This is a genomic window from Rhizobium giardinii bv. giardinii H152, from assembly GCF_000379605.1.
GTDB lineage: Bacteria > Pseudomonadota > Alphaproteobacteria > Rhizobiales > Rhizobiaceae > Pararhizobium > Pararhizobium giardinii.
Genome location: NZ_KB902578.1, coordinates 520249 through 538684, shown reverse-complemented (window position 1 = coordinate 538684; position 18436 = coordinate 520249). Strand labels below are relative to the sequence as shown.

Below are 18436 nucleotides of genomic sequence, written 5' to 3'. Positions count from 1 at the left end.
TGGGGAGGGGATTTCCTTTTCAAGAAGAAAAAGAACCCCTCCCCTCCGTTTCGCTCCGACCCTCCCCACAAGGGGGAGGGTTAGTCCGAGCAAGCCTCGCCTCAGAAGATCTTGGCGAATTCCTCGACGTTCGACGCATCATAGACGAACGGGTCGGCCATCGCGCCCTCGTTGTTTTCGTCGAGCTTGACGGTACCCATGCGGCCCATCTTCAGTTCGGCGCCCGGCTTGGCTTCCGCGCCGCCGATCAGGTCGTAGGCGATCATCGTTGCGGAATAGCCGAGGTCGATCGGGTTCCAGATCGCAAAGGACTTGGACGAACCGGCCTTCACGTGACCAGCCATTTCCGAGGGAAGGCCAAGACCGGTGACGTTGATCTGGCCGACCTTGCCGGCATCTTCGACGGCTTGGGCTGCGGCAACGATGCCGACCGAAGTCGGTGCGATGATTGCCTTCAGGTTCGGATAGGACTGGATGAGGCCCTGCGTTTCGCGATAGGACTTGTCCGCAAGGTCGTCGCCGTAGACGGTCGCTACGACGTTGATACCCTTATAGTTGCCTTGCACCTTCTTCATTTCCTCGATCCAGGTGTTCTGGTTCGTAGCGGTGGCCGAAGCCGACAGCACGGCGACATCGCCGCCCTCTGGCAGATGATCGGCCGCGAGCTTGATGATCATGTTGCCGATCAGCGGATTGGACGACGGGTTGAGGTGCATTGCCCGGCCTTCAGGTGCAACGCCGCTGTCCCAGGAGATGACCTTGATACCGCGATCCATCGCCTTCTTCAGCGCCGGAACCAACGCGTCCTTGTCATTGGCAGAAATGGCGATTGCATCGACCTTCTGCGCCACCAGCGAATTGATCACTTCGATCTGGCCCTCAGCCGTCGTCGAGGTCGGCCCGGTGTAGATGATCTCGACGTCGCCGAGTTCCTTGGCTGCTTCCTGCGCGCCCTTGTTGGCGGCCTCGAAGAAGCCGATGCCGAGCGCCTTGACGACGAGGGCGATCTTCTTGTTTTCCGCATGCGCGGTGCCGGCCATCAACGCCAGCGAAACCGCCGTTGTGACCATCAGTGCTTTCAAAATCTTCATTGACTTTCTCCTCCCTGAAGCCGTGCGGTCACAATGACCGCGTTCATCCGGCTTTATGCCTTCAGTTTCTGCCGGACTGCCTTGCAGCCGGCGATTTTCCACTCCCCTCTTCCCGCCAGCGTCATGCCGACGAGGAAGCATTCTCCTCAAGAGTGCCGGACCTCGTATTGGCAACAACCAAATGGACGCCGGCATCTTCGAGCATACGGACATGTCTGTCCTCGATGCCCGAATCCGTGATCACCGTGGTGATGCGCTTCAGCCCGCAGAGAATGAGGCTGGAGCGCTTGTGAAATTTCGACGAGTCGATCAGCACGACGAGCTCGTCTGCCTGGTCGATCAGTTTCTGCTCCGCCTGAATGAGCAGTGGATCCCCCTCCATCAGGCCGAGCGGCCCAAGCCCCTGCGCACCCATGAACATGCGGCGCGCATAGAAATTGCGCGTCACGTCATTGTCGAACGGGCTGAGGATGATGTTCTGCTCCCGGTAGATCGTGCCACCCGAGAGCATCACCGTATTCTTCGAATGCTTGAGCAGGTGTTCGGCGATCGGAAACGAATTGGTGAACACCTGCATGCGGCGGTTCGCCAGGAAATGCACCATCTGGAACGTCGTCGTGCCGCCGTTGATGATGATCGGCTCGCCGTCCTGGCAGAGCGCCACTGCCTCCTTGGCGATCGCCTGCTTCTGACGCGCATGCAGGCCTTCATTGACGCTGAAGGGGCGGCCGGCAAGCCCGACGAACTGCGGCGGATTGATCGCTTCTGCGCCCCCGCGCACTCGGCGAAGACGTTTCTGCACGTGCAGAGCGGCAATATCCCGGCGGATCGTCGCTTCGGAACTATCGGTCAGTTCGACCAATTCAGGCACGGTCACGACCGGCTTGTCCTGAACCGCCGACAGAATGATCCTGTGTCGCTCTTTTTCGTGCATTCCATCCTCCAACGATGCCTATGCTTCCATCACGACCGTGCATTGTCAATCACTTTCGATCATATTTTTTCATTGTGCGCTGCAATATGATTGTTTTTGATCGTTTATGATTGACATCGCAGCGATCTTTGTGTGATCTGATCACAATGAATGCGCCCTTGCCCACTGGCCGGCGCGGAATTGACCGGGAGGAATGATCAATGCTCGACAAGCAACAAGGCGCGCGCCTTGCCAATCTCTGGGATGACGGCAAGGCAGCCGCCATGAGCGAGCCGGAACGGCTGCTCTATCGCTCCAACCTTCTCGGTTCCGACAAGCGCATCACCAATTACGGCGGCGGCAACACCTCCGCCAAGGTCGTCGAGAAGGACCCGCTCGGCGGCGGCGAGGTCGAGGTTCTCTGGGTCAAGGGTTCCGGCGGCGATGTCGGCACCATCAAGATGGATGGCTTTTCCACACTCTACATGGACAAGCTGAATGCGCTGAAGGGTCTTTATCGCGGCGTCGAATTCGAAGATGAGATGGTCGGCTACCTGCCGCATTGCACCTTCAACCTCAATCCACGTGCTGCTTCGATCGATACGCCGCTGCATGCCTATGTGCCGAAAAAACATGTCGACCACATGCATCCGGACGCGATCATCGCGATCGCGGCATCGAAGAACAGCCGCGAACTGACACAGAAGATTTTCGGCGACGATATCGGCTGGCTGCCGTGGAAACGCCCCGGCTTCGAGCTCGGCCTGTGGCTTTCGAAATTCTGCGCTGAAAATCCGAATGCACGCGGGCTGATCCTTGAAAGCCACGGTCTTTTCACCTGGGGCGATACAGCAAAGGAAGCCTACGAGACCACGATCGAGATCATCAACAAGGCGATTGCCTGGTTCGAGACGGCCAACACCGCTCCGGCCTTCGGCGGTGCGGTGAAGCCGGTGCTGCCTGCCGCCGAGCGCCGCGCCGTCGCGCAAAAACTGATGCCGGTCATTCGCGGCATGATCAGTGCAGGCGAGCGCAAGCTCGGGCATTTTGACGACAGCCAGGCCGTGCTCGACTTCGTCACGTCCAAGAACCTCGAGCCGCTGGCGGCGCTCGGCACCTCCTGCCCCGACCATTTCCTGCGCACCAAGATTTGCCCGCTGGTCGTCGATTTCGACCCGGCCAATCCGGATATCGACAAGACGCTGGCCGGCCTTGAAGCGGCAATCGCCGAATATCGTGCCGGTTACGCCGCCTATTACGAGCGCTGCAAGCACGCCGACAGCCCGGCGATGCGCGACCCCAATGCGGTCGTCTATCTCGTGCCCGGCGTCGGCATGATCACCTTTGCCAAGGACAAGGCGACGGCCCGCATTTCCGGCGAGTTCTATGTCAACGCCATCAACGTCATGCGCGGCGCCTCCGGCGTTTCGACCTATGTCGGCCTGCCGGAACAGGAGGCCTTCGACATCGAATATTGGCTGCTCGAGGAAGCGAAACTCCAGCGCATGCCGAAACCGAAGATGCTGGCCGGCAAGATTGCGCTCGTCACCGGCGGCGCCGGCGGCATCGGCAAGGCAACGGCGAACCGCCTGATGCAAGAAGGCGCCTGCGTCGTTCTCGCCGATATCGATGAGACGGCTTTGGCAGCGGCGCATGCCGAACTGGGCGGGCGCTACGGCAAGGATTTCGTCCGCGCCGTGAACATGAACGTCACTGACGAAGCGGCGGTCGAGAAGAGCTTTGCCGATGCACTGCTCGAATTCGGCGGCCTCGACATTCTCGTCTCCAATGCCGGCCTTGCCTCCTCCGCCGCCATCGAGGACACGACGCTGGCGCTCTGGAACAAGAACGTCGATATCCTGGCGACCGGATATTTCCTCGTCTCGCGTGAAGCCTTCCGCATCTTCCGCCAACAGAAGGCCGGCGGCAACGTCGTCTTCGTCGCCTCCAAGAACGGGCTTGCCGCCTCCCCGGGCGCGTCGGCCTATTGCACCGCCAAGGCGGCCGAAATCCACCTTGCCCGCTGCCTGGCGCTCGAAGGCGCATCGGCGCAGATCCGCGTCAACGTCGTCAATCCGGATGCCGTTCTGCGCGGCTCGAAGATCTGGACGGGCGAGTGGAAGGAACAGCGCGCGGCGGCCTACAAGATGGATGTCGACGAACTGGAAGCCCACTATCGCGATCGCTCCATGCTGAAGCTCAGCGTCTATCCGGAAGACATTGCGGAAGCGATCTATTTCCTCGCCTCCGACATGTCGGCCAAGTCCACCGGCAACATCATCAATGTCGACGCGGGCAATGCCCAGTCGTTCACACGCTAGACCGGAGGGCGACATGACACTGATGATCAAAAACAACGTCATCGATGCCGACAACGCGGCCCGCCTTGCCGATCTGAAAGCCGATTACGATTATCTCGGCGCGCAACTGTCGCGCCGCGGCATCGACATCGGCGCGATCAAAGAGAAAGTATCCACTTACGGAGTTGCCGTCCCTTCCTGGGGCGTCGGCACCGGCGGCACGCGCTTTGCCCGCTTTCCCGGCACCGGCGAGCCACGCAACATCTTCGACAAGATCGAGGATTGCTCGGTCATCCAGCAACTGACGAGAGCGACGCCGACCGTTTCCTTGCACATTCCGTGGGACAAGGTCGACGACCTCAGCGAACTGAAGGAAAAGGGCAGCGCGCTGAGCCTCGGTTTCGACGCGATGAACTCCAACACCTTCTCCGACGCACCGGACCAGGCCCATTCCTATAAGTTCGGCTCGCTGTCGCATGCCGATGCCGCCACCCGCCGGCAGGCGGTCGATCACAATCTCGAATGCATCGAGATCGGCAAGGTGCTCGGCTCCAAGGCGCTGACCGTCTGGGTCGGCGACGGCTCGAACTTCCCCGGCCAGAGCAATTTCACCCGCAGTTTCGAGCGTTACCTCGAGTCGATGAAAGCGATCTACAGGGGCCTGCCGGATGACTGGCGCATCTTCACCGAACACAAGATGTTCGAGCCGGCCTTCTACTCGACCGTCGTGCAGGACTGGGGCACCAATTATCTGATCGCCCAGGAACTCGGTCCCAAGGCCTATTGCCTCGTCGATCTCGGCCACCATGCGCCGAACGTCAACATCGAGATGATCGTCGCCCGGCTCATCCAGTTCAAGAAACTCGGCGGCTTCCACTTCAACGATTCGAAGTATGGGGACGACGATCTCGATACGGGTTCGATCGATCCCTACCGCCTGTTCCTCGTCTTCAATGAACTGGTGGATGCGGAAACGCGCATCGCCGAAGGTTTTTCACCGGCCCACATGCTTGACCAGAGCCACAATGTTACCGACCCGATCGAAAGCCTGATGAACTCGGCGATGGAAGTCAGCCGCGCCTACGCCCAGGCGCTGCTCGTCGACCGCAAGGCGCTTGAGGGCTACCAGGATAGCAATGATGCACTGATGGCGACGGAAACCCTGAAGTCGGCCTTCCGCACCCATGTCGAACCCATCCTCGCCATGGCCCGGTTCGAGGCCGGCGGCGCGATAGCACCGGTTGCGGCCTATCGGGCAAGCGGCTACCGCGCCAAGGTCTCGAGCGAGCGCCCGGCTTCGAAGAGCGGCGGCGGCGGCATCGTCTGAGTCGCGACTGATTCGCGCAACGGCCCGGCGAGAGCCGGGCCGTTGCCCATTGGGGGCAAACGGATCGGCCCGCAGAGCGGAAATTTGGCCGCTGTGCGTGGTGGCAAGCCATTGAAAGCAAAAAAACTTCGAAGATGCGATTTCCCCTCTGACGCGGTTGTCTTTTCGCTCTATCTTGCATTTGCGGATACAACGTAAAAGGAACCATCCATGGGTATCGAAAGTATTGTCGTTTTTCTGATCGTCGGCGCCATTGCCGGCTGGCTTGCAGGTTTGATCGTCTCAGGTTTCGGCTTCGGCCTGCTTGGCAACATCGTTGTTGGCGTCGTCGGCGCGTTCATTGCCGGAGCATTGTTTCCGCGGCTCGGCTTCGGCGTCGGTGGCGGCGTCCTTTGGGCGATCATTCATGCCACTCTCGGCGCAGTCATCCTGCTCGCGCTGATCAGGATCGTCAAACGCGCCTGACGCAGACCCATGGGAACAGTCCGCGCAACCACGGGCTGTTCCTGCTTTTCTCGGGAGTTACCATGTCCGACCTCTATGATCCCCGGATCGAACAAGCACTTCAATCCTTCATTTCCGATCATCCGGGAATGGATACCCGCAACCAGGCCATCGCCGCCATCCTGGTCAACTGGTTCACCAGCCACGGCTACCTGCCGCACGATCAGGAAGGCATTCGTCCGGAAAATCTTGACGCATCGAACGACGACTGAAAGTATCGCCGGACAGCTCACGTGACGGTTGAGCGCCCGGAGCATTTGCCGTCACTCCTCCAGATATCCGGATCGGCCGCGCGGCTTTGATCCCAGCAGACCTGTTGCAGCACCATGAGCCTTTCCTCCGTCAAGTCATTCTTCGCCGAAAAAGCCCCCGACATCGCCGTCATCGAGCTCCCGCAGAGCACGGCCACGGTCGCTCTGGCTGCCGAGGGGCATGGCGTCGAGCCCGCGCAGATCGCCAAGACACTGGCGCTTCGGGTCGCCGACGAGGTTATCCTGATCGTGACGCGCGGCGATGCCCGCCTCGACAACAAGAAGTACAAGGCCCTCTTCGCTACAAAGGCCCGCATGCTCGGCTTTGACGAGGTCGAGGAAGAAACCGGTCATCCCGTCGGTGGCGTCTGCCCCTTTGGCCTGGTGAAACCGCACAAGGTCTATTGCGACATCTCGCTGAAGGCGTTCGATGAAGTCGTGCCGGCTGCCGGTGCGCCCCACGCGGCCGTCAAAATCAATCCCCACCGTATGGCAGCCCTCTCCTCGGCGGAGTGGATCGACGTTTCGGATCTCTAACGCGTCGCTCCTGCCTTTGAATGAACACAAATGTTTCCTTCAAGTTAACGTCAGTTTCCGCCTGCGCTTCCCCGACGCGTGTTTTGCGGGTTCCCTTTTCTGTCTTGTCGAAGGAGTATCCGCGCGATGAACAGGCTTGTTTGCTTGGGCTTGCTTACCGCTGCCATGGCGACGCCGGCAGCAGCCATGGACCGGTCACTGGTCAGGCAGTTCAAGGAACTCGATCCGCAGACCCGTCTGGAACAGCGATGCGACACCGAAGCGATGTGGGAAATCAACGCCGACAAGACATCGTTCAAGCCGGACAAGGTGATCGCTTACACGTTCGCAGAACCGATCCTCGAGAACAACAAACTGCAGGCGCCGGGTGCCGTGTTTCGCAGCAAGGGGGAATGGTACAAACTGAAATACAATTGCAGCACCGGGCCTGACCATATTGAGGTGCTGTCGTTCAACTATACGATCGGCGACCTTGTTCCCCATGATGAATGGGAGGCGCACTATCTCTATCCCTGAGCCGAGCGGTCGCCGGCTTACAGGACGATGAACAGAACCATGAAGGCGGCGAGCGACAGCGCAGCCATGATGTTCAAAAGCGTCTTCATGATGTGATCAGCCATGCCGTGCATCCTTTCCCTCCGCAGGATCAACGTGAGACCGTATGGTTCCGCCCTGCGGCGATCTTCGCCCGCCCCGGCATGCCTGCCGAGACGCTGACCTCCTCTCGGACAACGGACCAGCAGCGGTTTTGATCCGGTCGAAAGGCGATCTGCCTTAATTTGCGCCTAAACTGTTAAAATAGCGTCACATTCGGTCGAGCGGTTGGCATTTGTTAACCATATGCTCGCGATTGACCGGCGGAAAGCTCTCCGAGAGTCGAAGGATCAGGCTTTCAGGTGTGTCGAGGGGGCGTTCTCAATCAACCAATCGTATCACGCGGATTATCATCAACGCGCAAACGCGGCGCTCTGCTGGAGCGGCATAGTCGAGAATGGCAGGAGCCGGGGCTTCCGTCCTGATCAGGACTTCGGCGCCTGCTCCTCGCGGAGCGCTTCTTCGTGGTACCAGTTGCTGTAATCGACTACCGGAAGCTGCTTGGCGCGAAAATCGGTAATGGTGCCCGCCTGCTCGAAGCGGCGTCCCCCCAATTTACGGCCACCAGCGGGGAATTCGAAGATCGTGGCGGTCTCGCCTGCAGAAATCATTGCCATGAATCGACTTTCTTTTGTTTCGGAGCCTGTCCGGGGTCGAATTTCGTGACCATAGCAGAGTTGCGCGGGATTTGCGCGGATTGATTAAAAAAAATACACAAAGCCTAAAAAATAGGCCATTTTTTAGGCACAGACGTTCTTGCGAGATTTTCGCGACAAATTTTAAGCGTTTGCACGCCAGTCAAATTGCCGCAGGTTTTGCGTAAATTTTGCGCAGAGCCTGCGGTTTTCATTGAACCGAGGCTACAAAATCAGGAAAAATCGCCTTCCATCGGTGGAAAAAGCCTAATTTTGCCAGTGATTTCACATTTCCGGGCGATCCCGGCCTCCCTGAACCCAATCGGCACCGGTGTTTCCCGTTTCAGCCACCAGATCGGGCATCTCCCGCAAACTGGCACGCGCCGTGCATGTATGTCGCCAGCCGTTGGCGGCGCAGCGCGGTACAGGCTTCCCTGGTGCTGTGCATCATCAACCCATGAGAGGTTCGAAATGACGAAATACAAGCTCGAGTACATCTGGCTCGATGGTTATACACCGGTACCGAATCTTCGCGGTAAGACGCAGATCAAGGAATTCGAAACGTTCCCGACGCTTGAACAGCTTCCGCTGTGGGGCTTCGACGGTTCGTCGACCCAGCAGGCCGAAGGCCGCAGCTCGGATTGCGTATTGAAGCCGGTAGCGATCTACCCGGATCCGGCCCGCACCAACGGCGCGCTCGTGATGTGCGAAGTGATGATGCCGGATGGCGTCACGCCGCACCCGTCCAACAGCCGCGCAACGATCCTCGACGACGAAGATGCCTGGTTCGGCTTCGAGCAGGAATACTTCTTCTACGAAAACGGCCGTCCGCTCGGCTTCCCGGAAAGCGGCTACCCGGCTCCTCAGGGCCCGTACTACACCGGCGTCGGCTACTCCAACGTCGGTAGTGTCGCGCGCGAGATCGTCGAAGAGCATCTCGACCTCTGCCTGGCAGCCGGCATCAACCACGAAGGCATCAACGCCGAAGTGGCCAAGGGCCAGTGGGAATTCCAGATCTTCGGCAAGGGCTCCAAGAAGGCTGCCGACCAGATCTGGATGGCACGCTACCTGCTTCTTCGCCTCTGCGAAAAGTACGGCATCGACATCGAGTTCCATTGCAAGCCGCTCGGCGACACCGACTGGAACGGTTCGGGCATGCATGCCAACTTCTCGACCAAGCATATGCGCGAAGTCGGCGGCAAGGAGTATTTCGAAGCCCTTATGGCGCAATTCGAAAAGAACCTGCAGGCACATATCGACGTCTACGGCCCGGACAACCACCTGCGTCTGACCGGCAAGCACGAGACGGCTCCGTGGAACAAGTTCAGCTACGGCGTTGCTGACCGCGGTGCCTCGATCCGCGTGCCGCACTCCTTCGTCAACAACGGCTACAAGGGTTACCTGGAAGACCGCCGCCCGAATTCGCAGGGCTGCCCCTACCAGATCGCTTCCCAGATCCTGAAGACGATCTCGGAAGTTCCGCTCGAAGGTAACGTTTCGGCTGCTGCCTAAGCGATTTCTCGTGGCGCCGATTCACCAATCGGCGCCACGATTCTGTTTATCGACGGGCATCGCCTCGACCGGCCGATCCTCCCTGAGCCGTTTGTCGATCGGCACCCGCAGCCTCCAGACACTTAGGCCACATCCCACACTGGTATTCCGATCTCGGCGTGACTAAGTTTGCAGTCCTGAGCGCCAACGATCATGACGGGGTGTCGTTATGCAAATTCCATCCAGTGCGACTTCCGGACCGCGTCCTTGCAGCGCAGACCTGCTGCCGGGCGACAGCAGCGGCATCATCGATTGGCTGATGACCGAGACGCGCGACGAGCGATTCATTGACAATATCTTCGTAGAGATGTGCGACAAGCTCATCGAGGCCGGAGTGCCGGTCTCGCGCGGCACGCTGCATTTCCGCATACTTCACCCGCAATGGCTCGGCGCCCGGATCCTGTGGCTGAAAGGCATGAAGGAAGCCGATATCCGCACCGTTGGCTATGGCGTCGAAGACACCGCCCAATATCGGAACAGCCCGATCAACGAGCTCAACAGCGGTGCGACCGTCGTACGCCAGCACCTCGAGCCAGAATTCGGCGACGCTCTACCCTACCCGCTTTACGACGAACTCCGCGCCGAGGGGCATACCGACTATGTTGCCTGGCACCTGAAGCACACGCTGGGCAAACAGCATATCATCACCTTCGCCAGCGACAGGCCCGGTGGCTTCAGCGATGCCGAGATTACATTTCTGGCCGATCTGCTGCCCGCTTTTGCGCTTGTCAGCGAAATCCGCCTGAAAAACCGCCTGGCGCGCACGCTTCTGGAAACCTATGTCGGCCCGCATGCCAGCGAACAGATCCTTGCTGGCGCAACCACCCGCGGCAGCGGCGTCACTGTGAGCGCGGCAATCCTCATCTGCGATCTGCGCGACTTTACCGCCATCTCCGACATGTGGCCGCGCGACGATGTCATAGAACTCCTGAACGGCTATTTCGATGCCATGTCGGAGCCGATCGAACGGCATGGCGGCGAAATCCTGAAATTCATGGGCGACGGCCTGCTCGCGATCTTCCCCCTCAGCAGTGCCAGCGCATGCCATGACCTGCTCAAGGCCATTCGTGAAGGCCAGGCCGCGATGATGGCGCTGAACGAGGAGAACGTGAAGAAGGGTCATGCAGCCCTCGGCTATGGTATCGGCGTCCATGTGGGCGATGTCATGTACGGCAATATCGGTTCGCGCAGCCGCCTCGACTTCACCGTCATTGGCCCGGCCGTCAACATCGCCTCGCGCCTGGAAAGCCTGACCAAGGAGCTCAAGCGCCCCGTCCTTCTCTCACGCGCCTTCGTCGAGGCGGCGGGATGCCAAACGGAGCTTGAGAATCTGGGCTTGCATGCGTTGCGGGGACTTGGCGAGCCGATCGACGTGTTTGCATTTTGAGCGCACGCCAGCCTCCTCAAACTCGACATCCGTTTGGCAGATCAACGCAAGGCAAGCCGGAACCGCGCAGACGCAGCCGCAGCGCGAGGAGTTGCGCGGCGCGCCTGTTTGGCTCTTCGCGGCAAATCCAATTCGATGCTAATATTGGCGTGGTAGCAATGGGGGGAATCGAGAATGCCACGCGTCGCTCAGCTTTATTTCAGAACAGCCATCGCCTTCCTGATCATCGGGATTTCGATGGGCCTACACATGGCCATCGCAGGCGATCATAGTGCGATCGGTGCCCATGCTCATGCGAACCTGCTCGGATGGGTCACCATGGCGATCTTCGGCGGATATCATGCCCTCAATCCCGCCAAGGCAGAACGCCGGCTCGCGATGATCCAATATGCCGTCTACACGGCCGGCGTGGCTTTGCTGGTGCCGGCGCTCTACGTCATGCTCACCGGAAACCCCTCGCTGGAGCCCGTTGTCGCAGTTGCGTCGCTCATCATCTTTGCCGGTGTTTTGCTGTTCGCAGTGATCATTTTCAGCAGCGAGACGACCGTTGCGCGTCCGACGACCGTCGGCGGCTAGCCGGCATAAGATGCCTGCTGCCTCACTGATCTCAAGCGGCTATGCTGGAAAGCGCGTGGCATTTGGTTTGCGCCCAACACGCATGAGGCGTCGGATAACACGCCGATAGCTCAACGAAGTTCTCCGCCCGTTTCAATCTGTCAGCGTGCCAGTCGAAAGGCGGTCATGGGCACCCACGCGGCGGATTGGAACCACACCGAACGAAAACCGTTGCCCCATTGAGGAGCGCGTTATGGTCCGCAACGGCAAGCATGCAGTTATCGCCATCATTGCATTTTCCGCCTTGGCGGTCGTCCTCGTCTACCTTGCCAGCTTGCGTGTCACCGAGCCGGACGGCACGATCGATCCGAAAGAGAGCGTGGTTGACCCCTCGTAACACTGCTCTTGCGGCCCCACGCGGCAGCACAGGAACTTTCCGCAAGCTCTATCCGTTATCGGTTCGAAGGGAGGTGCGACATGGACTACTCTACCTGGATGTTCGCCCTGCTCGTCGGCGCTACCATCATCGGTTCTGCGCTCGCTTACGGAATGTTCAGCAACCGGCGATGCAATTCCGAACTGAAACTGACCCAGCAAGATCGAATGGATGAAAGATCCTGGCGAAAGGAACTGCTCCGTGACTAGGCCGCACTCTCGCAAGTTTCTATCGTCCGCCGGTGACCAGTAATGACCGCGCGCGAGGTCCTGCTGGTCTTGACCGCAGCGTTCTTCGTCCTGGCGCTGCTGTTGATCTACAACGCCTACTACAATCCCGTTTCGACGAGCGGGGTCGTCCCGCCAGCGACGGTGGAACCGCAATGAAAATGAGAAACACAAGCGGATCAGGACCAATCCCGAAGTGCCCCGTTTGAGTCCAAGCTCTCTGATCGGCTAGGATCAATCAAATCAACGGGAAAATTTTAAATGGTGCCCGGAGGCGGATTTGAACCACCGACACGCGGATTTTCAATCCGCTGCTCTACCAACTGAGCTATCCGGGCATCCCTGCTTTTTCAGCAGTGGTTCCGCTTGAAGAACCGTGGGGCGGTTGGCTGCGCCCCGGAAGCGAGCGGGGTTATAACATCTTGTTCGGCGGTGTCCAGCACCAAATGACGTTTTTTCGACAGGAAAATGTCATTTGGTGCAAACATCTGAAAAATAACGGCTATCCGCAAAAATTCACGGAACTGCCTTACTCCTCGTCTGCGGCTTTTGATTCATCGTCGGCGACCGGAATGGCGTAGGATCCGGTGAGCCAGCGGTTGAGATCGACATTGCGGCAGCGGTCGGAGCAGAACGGGTAGTGTTCCCGGTGCGATGGGCGCCCGCATTCTGGACATGGCACCGTCTTGCGCAGCGGCGCAACATTTGATGCGCTCTTGTTTCCTTCCGAACTCATGGCGTCAGCCCTTCATCCAGCTTTCATGCACGTCATAACCTTCGCCCATCAGCAGGCTCACGGTCTCATACAGCGGCAATCCGACGACATTGGTATACGAGCCCACCAGCTTGACGACGAAGCTGCCGGCGATGCCCTGGATGCCATAGGCGCCAGCCTTGCCGCGCCACTGGCCCGACGCGAGGTAGCTGTCGATATCGTGGCTGGAGAGCCGCTTGAACCGCACCTTGGTGTCGATGACCTTTTGGCGCACGGTATTGTCCGGCGTGATCAGGCAGACACCGGTATAGACGCGATGGCTGCGGCCTGACAGAAGGTGCAGCGCGCTCGAGGCCTCGCTGACCAGTTCCGGCTTGCCGAGGATGCGGCGGCCGACGGAAACGACGGTATCGGCAGCAAGGATGTAGCTTCCCTCCCAGCCGGGCTCGCCCTTGATGGCTGCAAGGGCTGCGCGCGCCTTTTCGGACGACAGCCGCCAGGCCAGCGAACGCGGATGTTCGGTGCGTTTCGGCGTCTCGTCGAGATCCATCGGCATCAGGCGCGCCGGCTCGATGCCAGCCTGGGCGAGCAGCTCGACACGCCGCGGCGAACCGGAGGCCAGAATCAGCTTGTGTGTCAATGCCATCGCAACAGGGCCATCGATCTCGAGTTTTGCGGCAAACAAGCCGCGCCGCGCTTATTTGAAGCGATAGGTGATACGGCCCTTGGTCAGGTCGTACGGGGTCATTTCGACCAGCACCTTGTCGCCCGCGAGAACACGGATACGGTTTTTGCGCATGCGACCGGCCGTATGAGCGATGATCTCATGTTCATTTTCAAGCTTGACACGGAACGTCGCATTGGGAAGCAATTCGGTGACTACGCCCGGGAATTCAAGGACTTCTTCTTTCGCCATGTAGGGTATTTCTTTCTGTGCTTTTCTGCGGACGCGACCGGCGCCCTTCAAAATTTGGCGGAAACTACACAATCGCCGCGGTTTTGTGAACAGCAACGACCCGTCTTTTCCGGTTTTACCAAGGCCTATGCCATCTTGTCCGGCATTTGTCCAAGCAAACGATGCTTGAGCAGCGTGGCGAGGTGATTTCGGACGTCACGATAGGCCGCAACGATCTGTTCGCGGGTTCCGGTCGCAACCGTCGGGTCGGGCGTCGGCCAATAGACTACATCGATTGCCATCGACCGCGTCAACTCCAGCGCCGCATGGTGCGCCTCTGGCGCAAGCGTGACGATCAGGTCGAAATAATCATCCTCGAGTTCATCCAGCGTATGCGGCTGATGCCGCCCCACCGTCAGCCCGATTTCCGCCAGCACTACATCGACGAAGGGGTCGCGCTCTCCCGGCCTGACGCCGGCCGAGGCGATATAGGTTCCCGCCGGCAGCATCGCCTTCGCCAGCACTTCGGCCATCGGCGAGCGAATGGCGTTCATGCCGCACATGAACAGCACCGACCGCGGCGCTTTCCCGGTCTGCTGCGTCAAAGTGGAGGAGGCAGCGACCGACACGACTACCCCCGCCAGTACAGCACGCAGACAAGCGTGAACAGGCGCCGTGCCGTGTCGAAATCCAGCTTGATCTTGCCCGACAACCTGTCCATCAGCGTTTGCGAGCCTTCATTGTGAATGCCGCGCCGACCCATGTCGATCGCCTCGATCTGGCTCGGCGTCGAGGAACGGATCGCCTCGTAATAGCTTTCGCAGATCATGAAATAGTCCTTCACGATCCGGCGGAAGGGCGTCAACGACAGAATATGGGTCGCCACGCTGCCCCCTTCCTCGGTGGTGATCGCAAAGACGAGCTTCGAATCGATCAGCGACAGGTTCAGCCGGTAGGGACCGCCGGCATGGCCTGCCGGCTCGAAAAAGTTCTCCTCGATCAGGTCGAAGATCGCAACCGCCCGCTCGTGCTCCACGTCTGGCGTTGAGCGGCCGATGGTATGGTCGAGCACGACATCGCAGAGGCGGTGGCTGCCTGTCATCCTTCCTCCCCGAGGTTGAGGCGAATGGCAACCGAGCGCGCGTGGGCTTCCAGGCCCTCGGCACGGGCAAGCGCGATTGCTGCCGGCCCAAGGTCACGCAACTGGTCGGAGCCGAGGCGCAGGATGGACGTGCGCTTCATATAGTCGAGCACGCCGAGGCCGGACGAGAACCGGGCCGAACGGGCCGTCGGCAGCACATGGTTTGAGCCGCCGACATAGTCGCCGATCACTTCCGGCGTATGGCGGCCGACGAAGATGGCGCCGGCATTGCGGATCTTCGGGATCATCGCGTCGGCATCGGCAAGGGCGAGTTCCAGATGTTCGGCCGCGATGCGATTGGCAAGCGGCACCGCCACCTCCAGATCGGGCACGAGGATGACCGCACCGAAATCGCGCCAGCTGGCGCTTGCGGTTTCGGCGCGCGGCAGTGTCCGCAACTGGCGCTCGACCGCCGCCTCGACCGCCGCCGCAAAGGGCGCGTCGTCGGTGATCAGGATCGACTGGGCGCCGACATCGTGCTCGGCCTGGGCCAGAAGATCGGCAGCGATCCAGTCCGGATCGTTGTCACGGTCGGCAATGACGAGCACTTCCGATGGGCCGGCGATCATATCGATACCGACGGTACCGAACACCTGGCGCTTGGCCGCGGCGACATAGGCATTGCCCGGTCCCATGATCTTGGCGACCGGCGCAATCGTCGCGGTGCCATAAGCCAAAGCGGCGATCGCCTGGGCGCCGCCGATGCGGTAGATTTCCTCGACGCCCGCCATGCGCGCAGCCGCAAGCACCGCCGGATTGATGACGCCGCCATTGGCAGGCACGACCATGACAATGCGCTCGACACCCGCCACCTTCGCCGGCAGCGCATTCATCAGCACCGAGCTCGGATAGCTCGCCGTGCCGCCCGGTACGTAGAGGCCGACCGCATCGATCGCCGTCCAGCGCGAGCCGAGGCCGACGCCCATCGAATCCTCGTAGATGTCGTCCTTCGGCCGCTGCCGCGCATGATGCGCCTCGATCCGGACCGCGGCGACCTTCAGCGCGCCGAGGACCTCGGAGGGAACCATCGCGATCGCCGCGTCGATCTCTTGCGCGGTCACGGCCATGCCGGTCACCGTAAAATCGAGGCCATCGAATTTCCGCGTGTAATCGGCGAGCGCCGCATCGCCACGCCTGCGCACGTCATCGATGATCGCCCGCACGGCCGCATTCACATCTTCCGAAACCTCCCGCTTGGTCGTCAGAAAGGCCGCGAACTGTTCTTCGAAGCTGGGCGTGAGATAGTCGAGGCGGATGGCCAATGGAAAGGTCCTTATGCGTGGTCGACAGAAGCGCGCGGCCTGGGACTGCCGGCGGGCAGGAGATCAGGCACCGGCGGGATGACGCGGCTTGAAACCGGTTTCCCACGCGCCACCCGTATCTGCAAGCTGTACCTCGATACATTCCACATCGAGCATGATCGAAGCATCGCCGGAAAGGACGAATTCGACGGTTCCATCCGGCCCCTCGCCGTTCTGCTCGAACTGAATCGCCAGGAGCGACAGCACCTGCTCGCCATCTCTGCGATCAAACCCGATCGAGCGAACCGCATTGACGCGCTTGAAAAGCAGCACGCTGCGGCGGCGTTCGAAGGATTTGCCGCGCCCTTCCGCCGTTTCCCAGACAAACCGGTTGATCACCAGCGACAGCTGGCGTGAGCGAGGCGCATAGGCGAGACCCGATACCTTGAAGACCGCGTCCTGCACATGGGCGGAAACGATCGCGAGGTCCTCCTGATCCAATCCCATCAGCTTCAATGCGTCCATGCCCGTCCATCCCTCCATCTGCCGCCAAAGGCGGCGTCCGTCATGACAAAGGACATAAGATGCCGCTGTCGAATCCGCAACAGCAAGAACCGCGCAGGCATTGGATCAGTCGCTCACGCGCTCCACCTTGGCGCCGCAGCGATTGAGCTTTTCCTCCAGCCGTTCGAAACCGCGGTCGAGATGATAGACGCGCGACACCATGGTCTCGCCTTCCGCCACGAGGCCGGCGATGACAAGGGACACCGAGGCGCGCAGATCGGTCGCCATCACGGGCGCACCCTTCAGGCGCGCGACGCCCTCGATCTTGGCTGTCTGGCCCGACAGCGAGATTTTCGCGCCGAGGCGGGCCAGTTCCTGCACGTGCATGAAACGGTTCTCGAAGATGGTCTCGGTGATGTGCGAAATGCCGCTCGACTTGGTCATCAGGCCCATGAACTGTGCCTGCAGATCGGTCGGGAAGCCCGGGAAGGGATCGGTCACGACGTCCACGGGCTTGATGCCGCCGCCGTTGCGCACGACGCGAAGGCCCGTCTCCGTTTCGGAGATTTCAGCCCCGGCACGGCGGATGGCTTCAAGGGCAGTATCGAGCAGCGCGGCGTTCGTGCCCTCAAGCACGACATCGCCGCCGGTCATGGCAACGGCCATGGCATAGGTACCGGTCTCGATGCGGTCCGGCAGGACCCGGTGGCGCGCGCCCGACAGCGACGTGACGCCTTCGACGGTGATCGTCGACGTTCCGGCGCCGGTGATTTTCGCGCCCATCGCATTCAGGCAGCGGGCAAGATCGGCGACTTCCGGCTCACGCGCGGCATTGCCGATGGTGGTTGTGCCATTGGCAAGCGTCGCTGCCATCATCATCACGTGGGTGGCGCCGACAGAGACCTTCGGGAACACATAGCGCGCGCCGACCAGGCCGCCCTTCGGCGCCGTCGCATTGATATAGCCGCTATCGATCTCGATCGTGGCGCCGAGCGCCGCCAGAGCCTCGATGAACAGATCGACCGGCCGTGTGCCGATGGCACAGCCGCCCGGCAGCGAGACGCGCGCCTTGCCTTCGCGCGCCAGAAGCGGGCCGATCACCCAGAAGCTCGCCCGCATCTTCGAAACCAGCTCGTAAGGTGCGGTGGTATCGACGATGTTGCGGGAGGTGAAATGGATCGTGCGCGAATAGCCTTCGCTCTGGCGCTCGCGGCGGCCATTGACGGAGATGTCGGCGCCGTGATTGCCGAGAATGCGGATCAGCTGCTCGACATCGGCAAGGTGCGGGACATTTTCCAGCGTCAGCGTGTCATCCGTCAAAAGCGAGGCGATCATCAGCGGCAAAGCGGCGTTCTTGGCGCCGGAAATCGGGATGATCCCGCGAAGTTCATTGCCGCCGGTAATTCTGATGCGATCCATAGGGTACCTTACGGGCGCCGCCCGCCTTTCCTGACATTCCGATCTTGAGAGATTGGCGCCTCCATAAAGGAAGTGCGGTGAAATGAGAAGCAAATTGAAACGATGGCGGCCAAGCACCCGGATGGACGAAAGCCGACATCTGCCACTGACGTGAAGTTCGCCCCGGCGCCCTGGATAGGGCACGACAAAGGCTGAAACAATAAACCCTGCCAT

Annotated in this window: 23 protein-coding genes and 1 tRNA gene; 12 read left to right on the top strand and 12 right to left on the bottom strand. The window is 60.3% G+C overall.

Annotation, left to right across the window (positions count from 1 at the left end):
* Window positions 1–101: 101 nt before the first annotated feature.
* Window positions 102–1091, bottom strand: coding sequence for a rhamnose ABC transporter substrate-binding protein (gene rhaS / locus A3AY_RS0102710; RefSeq protein WP_018324140.1), 990 nt, complete (start codon window positions 1089–1091; stop codon window positions 102–104).
* A gap of 121 nt (window positions 1092–1212) precedes the next feature.
* Complete coding sequence (locus A3AY_RS0102705) at window positions 1213–2025, bottom strand: DeoR/GlpR family DNA-binding transcription regulator (RefSeq protein ID WP_018324139.1); 813 nt, start codon at window positions 2023–2025, stop codon at window positions 1213–1215.
* A 200-nt stretch (window positions 2026–2225) separates the two neighbouring features.
* Here A3AY_RS0102705 and A3AY_RS0102700 point away from each other — a divergent pair, with 200 nt between their 5' ends.
* The 6 genes from A3AY_RS0102700 to A3AY_RS0102670 all read left to right on the top strand — a co-directional run bounded on the left by A3AY_RS0102700 (window position 2226) and on the right by A3AY_RS0102670 (window position 7439).
* Window positions 2226–4325, top strand: a complete 2100-nt coding sequence (locus tag A3AY_RS0102700; RefSeq protein ID WP_018324138.1) for a bifunctional rhamnulose-1-phosphate aldolase/short-chain dehydrogenase — start codon at window positions 2226–2228, stop codon at window positions 4323–4325.
* A gap of 13 nt (window positions 4326–4338) precedes the next feature.
* The gene (gene rhaI, locus A3AY_RS0102695) at window positions 4339–5631 is read left to right on the top strand and encodes an L-rhamnose catabolism isomerase (protein WP_018324137.1); all 1293 of its coding nucleotides are present in this window, start codon (window positions 4339–4341) and stop codon (window positions 5629–5631) included.
* Between the two features lie 210 nt (window positions 5632–5841).
* Window positions 5842–6096, top strand: a complete 255-nt coding sequence (locus A3AY_RS0102690) for a GlsB/YeaQ/YmgE family stress response membrane protein (protein ID WP_018324136.1) — start codon at window positions 5842–5844, stop codon at window positions 6094–6096.
* A 62-nt stretch (window positions 6097–6158) separates the two neighbouring features.
* Window positions 6159–6347, top strand: a complete 189-nt coding sequence (locus A3AY_RS0102685) for a hypothetical protein (protein ID WP_018324135.1) — start codon at window positions 6159–6161, stop codon at window positions 6345–6347.
* A 114-nt stretch (window positions 6348–6461) separates the two neighbouring features.
* Window positions 6462–6923 (top strand): YbaK/EbsC family protein, encoded by a 462-nt coding sequence (locus tag A3AY_RS0102675; RefSeq protein ID WP_018324133.1) that lies wholly within the window; start codon window positions 6462–6464, stop codon window positions 6921–6923.
* A 126-nt stretch (window positions 6924–7049) separates the two neighbouring features.
* Window positions 7050–7439: a DUF930 domain-containing protein gene (locus A3AY_RS0102670; protein ID WP_018324132.1), complete on the top strand. Its 390-nt coding sequence runs from the start codon at window positions 7050–7052 to the stop codon at window positions 7437–7439.
* Between the two features lie 503 nt (window positions 7440–7942).
* Here the strand turns inward: A3AY_RS0102670 and A3AY_RS0102660 are convergent.
* A complete protein-coding gene (locus tag A3AY_RS0102660; protein WP_018324130.1) occupies window positions 7943–8134 on the bottom strand; it encodes a DUF2735 domain-containing protein in 192 nt (63 codons plus the stop codon).
* Window positions 8135–8623: 489 nt separating this feature from the next.
* Between A3AY_RS0102660 and A3AY_RS0102655 the strand changes: the two genes are divergently transcribed.
* From A3AY_RS0102655 to A3AY_RS41010, 6 genes are all read left to right on the top strand, one after another.
* The gene (locus A3AY_RS0102655) at window positions 8624–9664 is read left to right on the top strand and encodes a glutamine synthetase beta-grasp domain-containing protein (RefSeq protein ID WP_018324129.1); all 1041 of its coding nucleotides are present in this window, start codon (window positions 8624–8626) and stop codon (window positions 9662–9664) included.
* Window positions 9665–9872: 208 nt separating this feature from the next.
* Complete coding sequence (locus tag A3AY_RS0102650; RefSeq protein WP_018324128.1) at window positions 9873–11090, top strand: adenylate/guanylate cyclase domain-containing protein; 1218 nt, start codon at window positions 9873–9875, stop codon at window positions 11088–11090.
* A 174-nt stretch (window positions 11091–11264) separates the two neighbouring features.
* A complete protein-coding gene (locus A3AY_RS0102645) occupies window positions 11265–11666 on the top strand; it encodes a hypothetical protein (protein ID WP_018324127.1) in 402 nt (133 codons plus the stop codon).
* Between the two features lie 232 nt (window positions 11667–11898).
* The gene (locus tag A3AY_RS38880) at window positions 11899–12042 is read left to right on the top strand and encodes a hypothetical protein (RefSeq protein WP_018324126.1); all 144 of its coding nucleotides are present in this window, start codon (window positions 11899–11901) and stop codon (window positions 12040–12042) included.
* Window positions 12043–12122: 80 nt separating this feature from the next.
* On the top strand, window positions 12123–12290 hold the full coding sequence (locus A3AY_RS38875) for a hypothetical protein (protein ID WP_018324125.1): 168 nt from the start codon (window positions 12123–12125) through the stop codon (window positions 12288–12290).
* Between the two features lie 42 nt (window positions 12291–12332).
* Window positions 12333–12467, top strand: coding sequence for a hypothetical protein (locus A3AY_RS41010; protein WP_018324124.1), 135 nt, complete (start codon window positions 12333–12335; stop codon window positions 12465–12467).
* Window positions 12468–12570: 103 nt separating this feature from the next.
* Here A3AY_RS41010 and A3AY_RS0102625 read toward each other — a convergent pair.
* The 9 genes from A3AY_RS0102625 to murA form a co-directional block, all read right to left on the bottom strand.
* A tRNA-Phe gene (locus A3AY_RS0102625) sits at window positions 12571–12646 on the bottom strand.
* A 191-nt stretch (window positions 12647–12837) separates the two neighbouring features.
* Entirely contained in the window at window positions 12838–13044 is a 207-nt protein-coding gene (gene yacG, locus A3AY_RS0102620) for a DNA gyrase inhibitor YacG (protein WP_018324123.1), read from the bottom strand.
* A 4-nt stretch (window positions 13045–13048) separates the two neighbouring features.
* Entirely contained in the window at window positions 13049–13669 is a 621-nt protein-coding gene (locus tag A3AY_RS0102615; protein ID WP_026203041.1) for a Maf-like protein, read from the bottom strand.
* A 51-nt stretch (window positions 13670–13720) separates the two neighbouring features.
* Window positions 13721–13939 (bottom strand): translation initiation factor IF-1, encoded by a 219-nt coding sequence (gene infA / locus A3AY_RS0102610; RefSeq protein WP_004435948.1) that lies wholly within the window; start codon window positions 13937–13939, stop codon window positions 13721–13723.
* Between the two features lie 125 nt (window positions 13940–14064).
* Window positions 14065–14481, bottom strand: coding sequence for an arsenate-mycothiol transferase ArsC (locus A3AY_RS0102605; RefSeq protein ID WP_018324121.1), 417 nt, complete (start codon window positions 14479–14481; stop codon window positions 14065–14067).
* Window positions 14482–14549: 68 nt separating this feature from the next.
* On the bottom strand, window positions 14550–15020 hold the full coding sequence (locus A3AY_RS0102600) for a UPF0262 family protein (protein ID WP_018324120.1): 471 nt from the start codon (window positions 15018–15020) through the stop codon (window positions 14550–14552).
* Entirely contained in the window at window positions 15017–16321 is a 1305-nt protein-coding gene (gene hisD / locus A3AY_RS0102595) for a histidinol dehydrogenase (protein WP_018324119.1), read from the bottom strand. Before hisD ends, A3AY_RS0102600 begins: the two co-directional genes overlap by 4 nt.
* A 63-nt stretch (window positions 16322–16384) precedes the next feature.
* Entirely contained in the window at window positions 16385–16825 is a 441-nt protein-coding gene (locus A3AY_RS0102590) for a DUF2948 family protein (protein WP_018324118.1), read from the bottom strand.
* A gap of 105 nt (window positions 16826–16930) precedes the next feature.
* Window positions 16931–18223: a UDP-N-acetylglucosamine 1-carboxyvinyltransferase gene (murA, locus tag A3AY_RS0102585; RefSeq protein WP_018324117.1), complete on the bottom strand. Its 1293-nt coding sequence runs from the start codon at window positions 18221–18223 to the stop codon at window positions 16931–16933.
* Between the last annotated feature and the right edge of the window lie 213 nt (window positions 18224–18436).

Excerpts from the sequence above, each read along its gene's own strand:
- rhaS (WP_018324140.1), bottom strand. The coding sequence starts at position 1,091 with ATGAAGATTTTGAAAGCACTGATGGTCACAACGGCGGTTTCGCTGGCG.
- A3AY_RS0102705 (WP_018324139.1), bottom strand. The coding sequence starts at position 2,025 with ATGCACGAAAAAGAGCGACACAGGATCATTCTGTCGGCGGTTCAGGAC.
- A3AY_RS0102700 (WP_018324138.1), top strand. The coding sequence starts at position 2,226 with ATGCTCGACAAGCAACAAGGCGCGCGCCTTGCCAATCTCTGGGATGAC.
- rhaI (WP_018324137.1), top strand. The coding sequence starts at position 4,339 with ATGACACTGATGATCAAAAACAACGTCATCGATGCCGACAACGCGGCC.
- A3AY_RS0102690 (WP_018324136.1), top strand. The coding sequence starts at position 5,842 with ATGGGTATCGAAAGTATTGTCGTTTTTCTGATCGTCGGCGCCATTGCC.
- A3AY_RS0102685 (WP_018324135.1), top strand. The coding sequence starts at position 6,159 with ATGTCCGACCTCTATGATCCCCGGATCGAACAAGCACTTCAATCCTTC.
- A3AY_RS0102675 (WP_018324133.1), top strand. The coding sequence starts at position 6,462 with ATGAGCCTTTCCTCCGTCAAGTCATTCTTCGCCGAAAAAGCCCCCGAC.
- A3AY_RS0102670 (WP_018324132.1), top strand. The coding sequence starts at position 7,050 with ATGAACAGGCTTGTTTGCTTGGGCTTGCTTACCGCTGCCATGGCGACG.
- A3AY_RS0102660 (WP_018324130.1), bottom strand. The coding sequence starts at position 8,134 with ATGGCAATGATTTCTGCAGGCGAGACCGCCACGATCTTCGAATTCCCC.
- A3AY_RS0102655 (WP_018324129.1), top strand. The coding sequence starts at position 8,624 with ATGACGAAATACAAGCTCGAGTACATCTGGCTCGATGGTTATACACCG.
- A3AY_RS0102650 (WP_018324128.1), top strand. The coding sequence starts at position 9,873 with ATGCAAATTCCATCCAGTGCGACTTCCGGACCGCGTCCTTGCAGCGCA.
- A3AY_RS0102645 (WP_018324127.1), top strand. The coding sequence starts at position 11,265 with ATGCCACGCGTCGCTCAGCTTTATTTCAGAACAGCCATCGCCTTCCTG.
- A3AY_RS38880 (WP_018324126.1), top strand. The coding sequence starts at position 11,899 with ATGGTCCGCAACGGCAAGCATGCAGTTATCGCCATCATTGCATTTTCC.
- A3AY_RS38875 (WP_018324125.1), top strand. The coding sequence starts at position 12,123 with ATGGACTACTCTACCTGGATGTTCGCCCTGCTCGTCGGCGCTACCATC.
- A3AY_RS41010 (WP_018324124.1), top strand. The coding sequence starts at position 12,333 with ATGACCGCGCGCGAGGTCCTGCTGGTCTTGACCGCAGCGTTCTTCGTC.
- yacG (WP_018324123.1), bottom strand. The coding sequence starts at position 13,044 with ATGAGTTCGGAAGGAAACAAGAGCGCATCAAATGTTGCGCCGCTGCGC.
- A3AY_RS0102615 (WP_026203041.1), bottom strand. The coding sequence starts at position 13,669 with ATGGCATTGACACACAAGCTGATTCTGGCCTCCGGTTCGCCGCGGCGT.
- infA (WP_004435948.1), bottom strand. The coding sequence starts at position 13,939 with ATGGCGAAAGAAGAAGTCCTTGAATTCCCGGGCGTAGTCACCGAATTG.
- A3AY_RS0102605 (WP_018324121.1), bottom strand. The coding sequence starts at position 14,481 with ATGTGCGGCATGAACGCCATTCGCTCGCCGATGGCCGAAGTGCTGGCG.
- A3AY_RS0102600 (WP_018324120.1), bottom strand. The coding sequence starts at position 15,020 with ATGACAGGCAGCCACCGCCTCTGCGATGTCGTGCTCGACCATACCATC.
- A3AY_RS0102590 (WP_018324118.1), bottom strand. The coding sequence starts at position 16,825 with ATGGACGCATTGAAGCTGATGGGATTGGATCAGGAGGACCTCGCGATC.
- murA (WP_018324117.1), bottom strand. The coding sequence starts at position 18,223 with ATGGATCGCATCAGAATTACCGGCGGCAATGAACTTCGCGGGATCATC.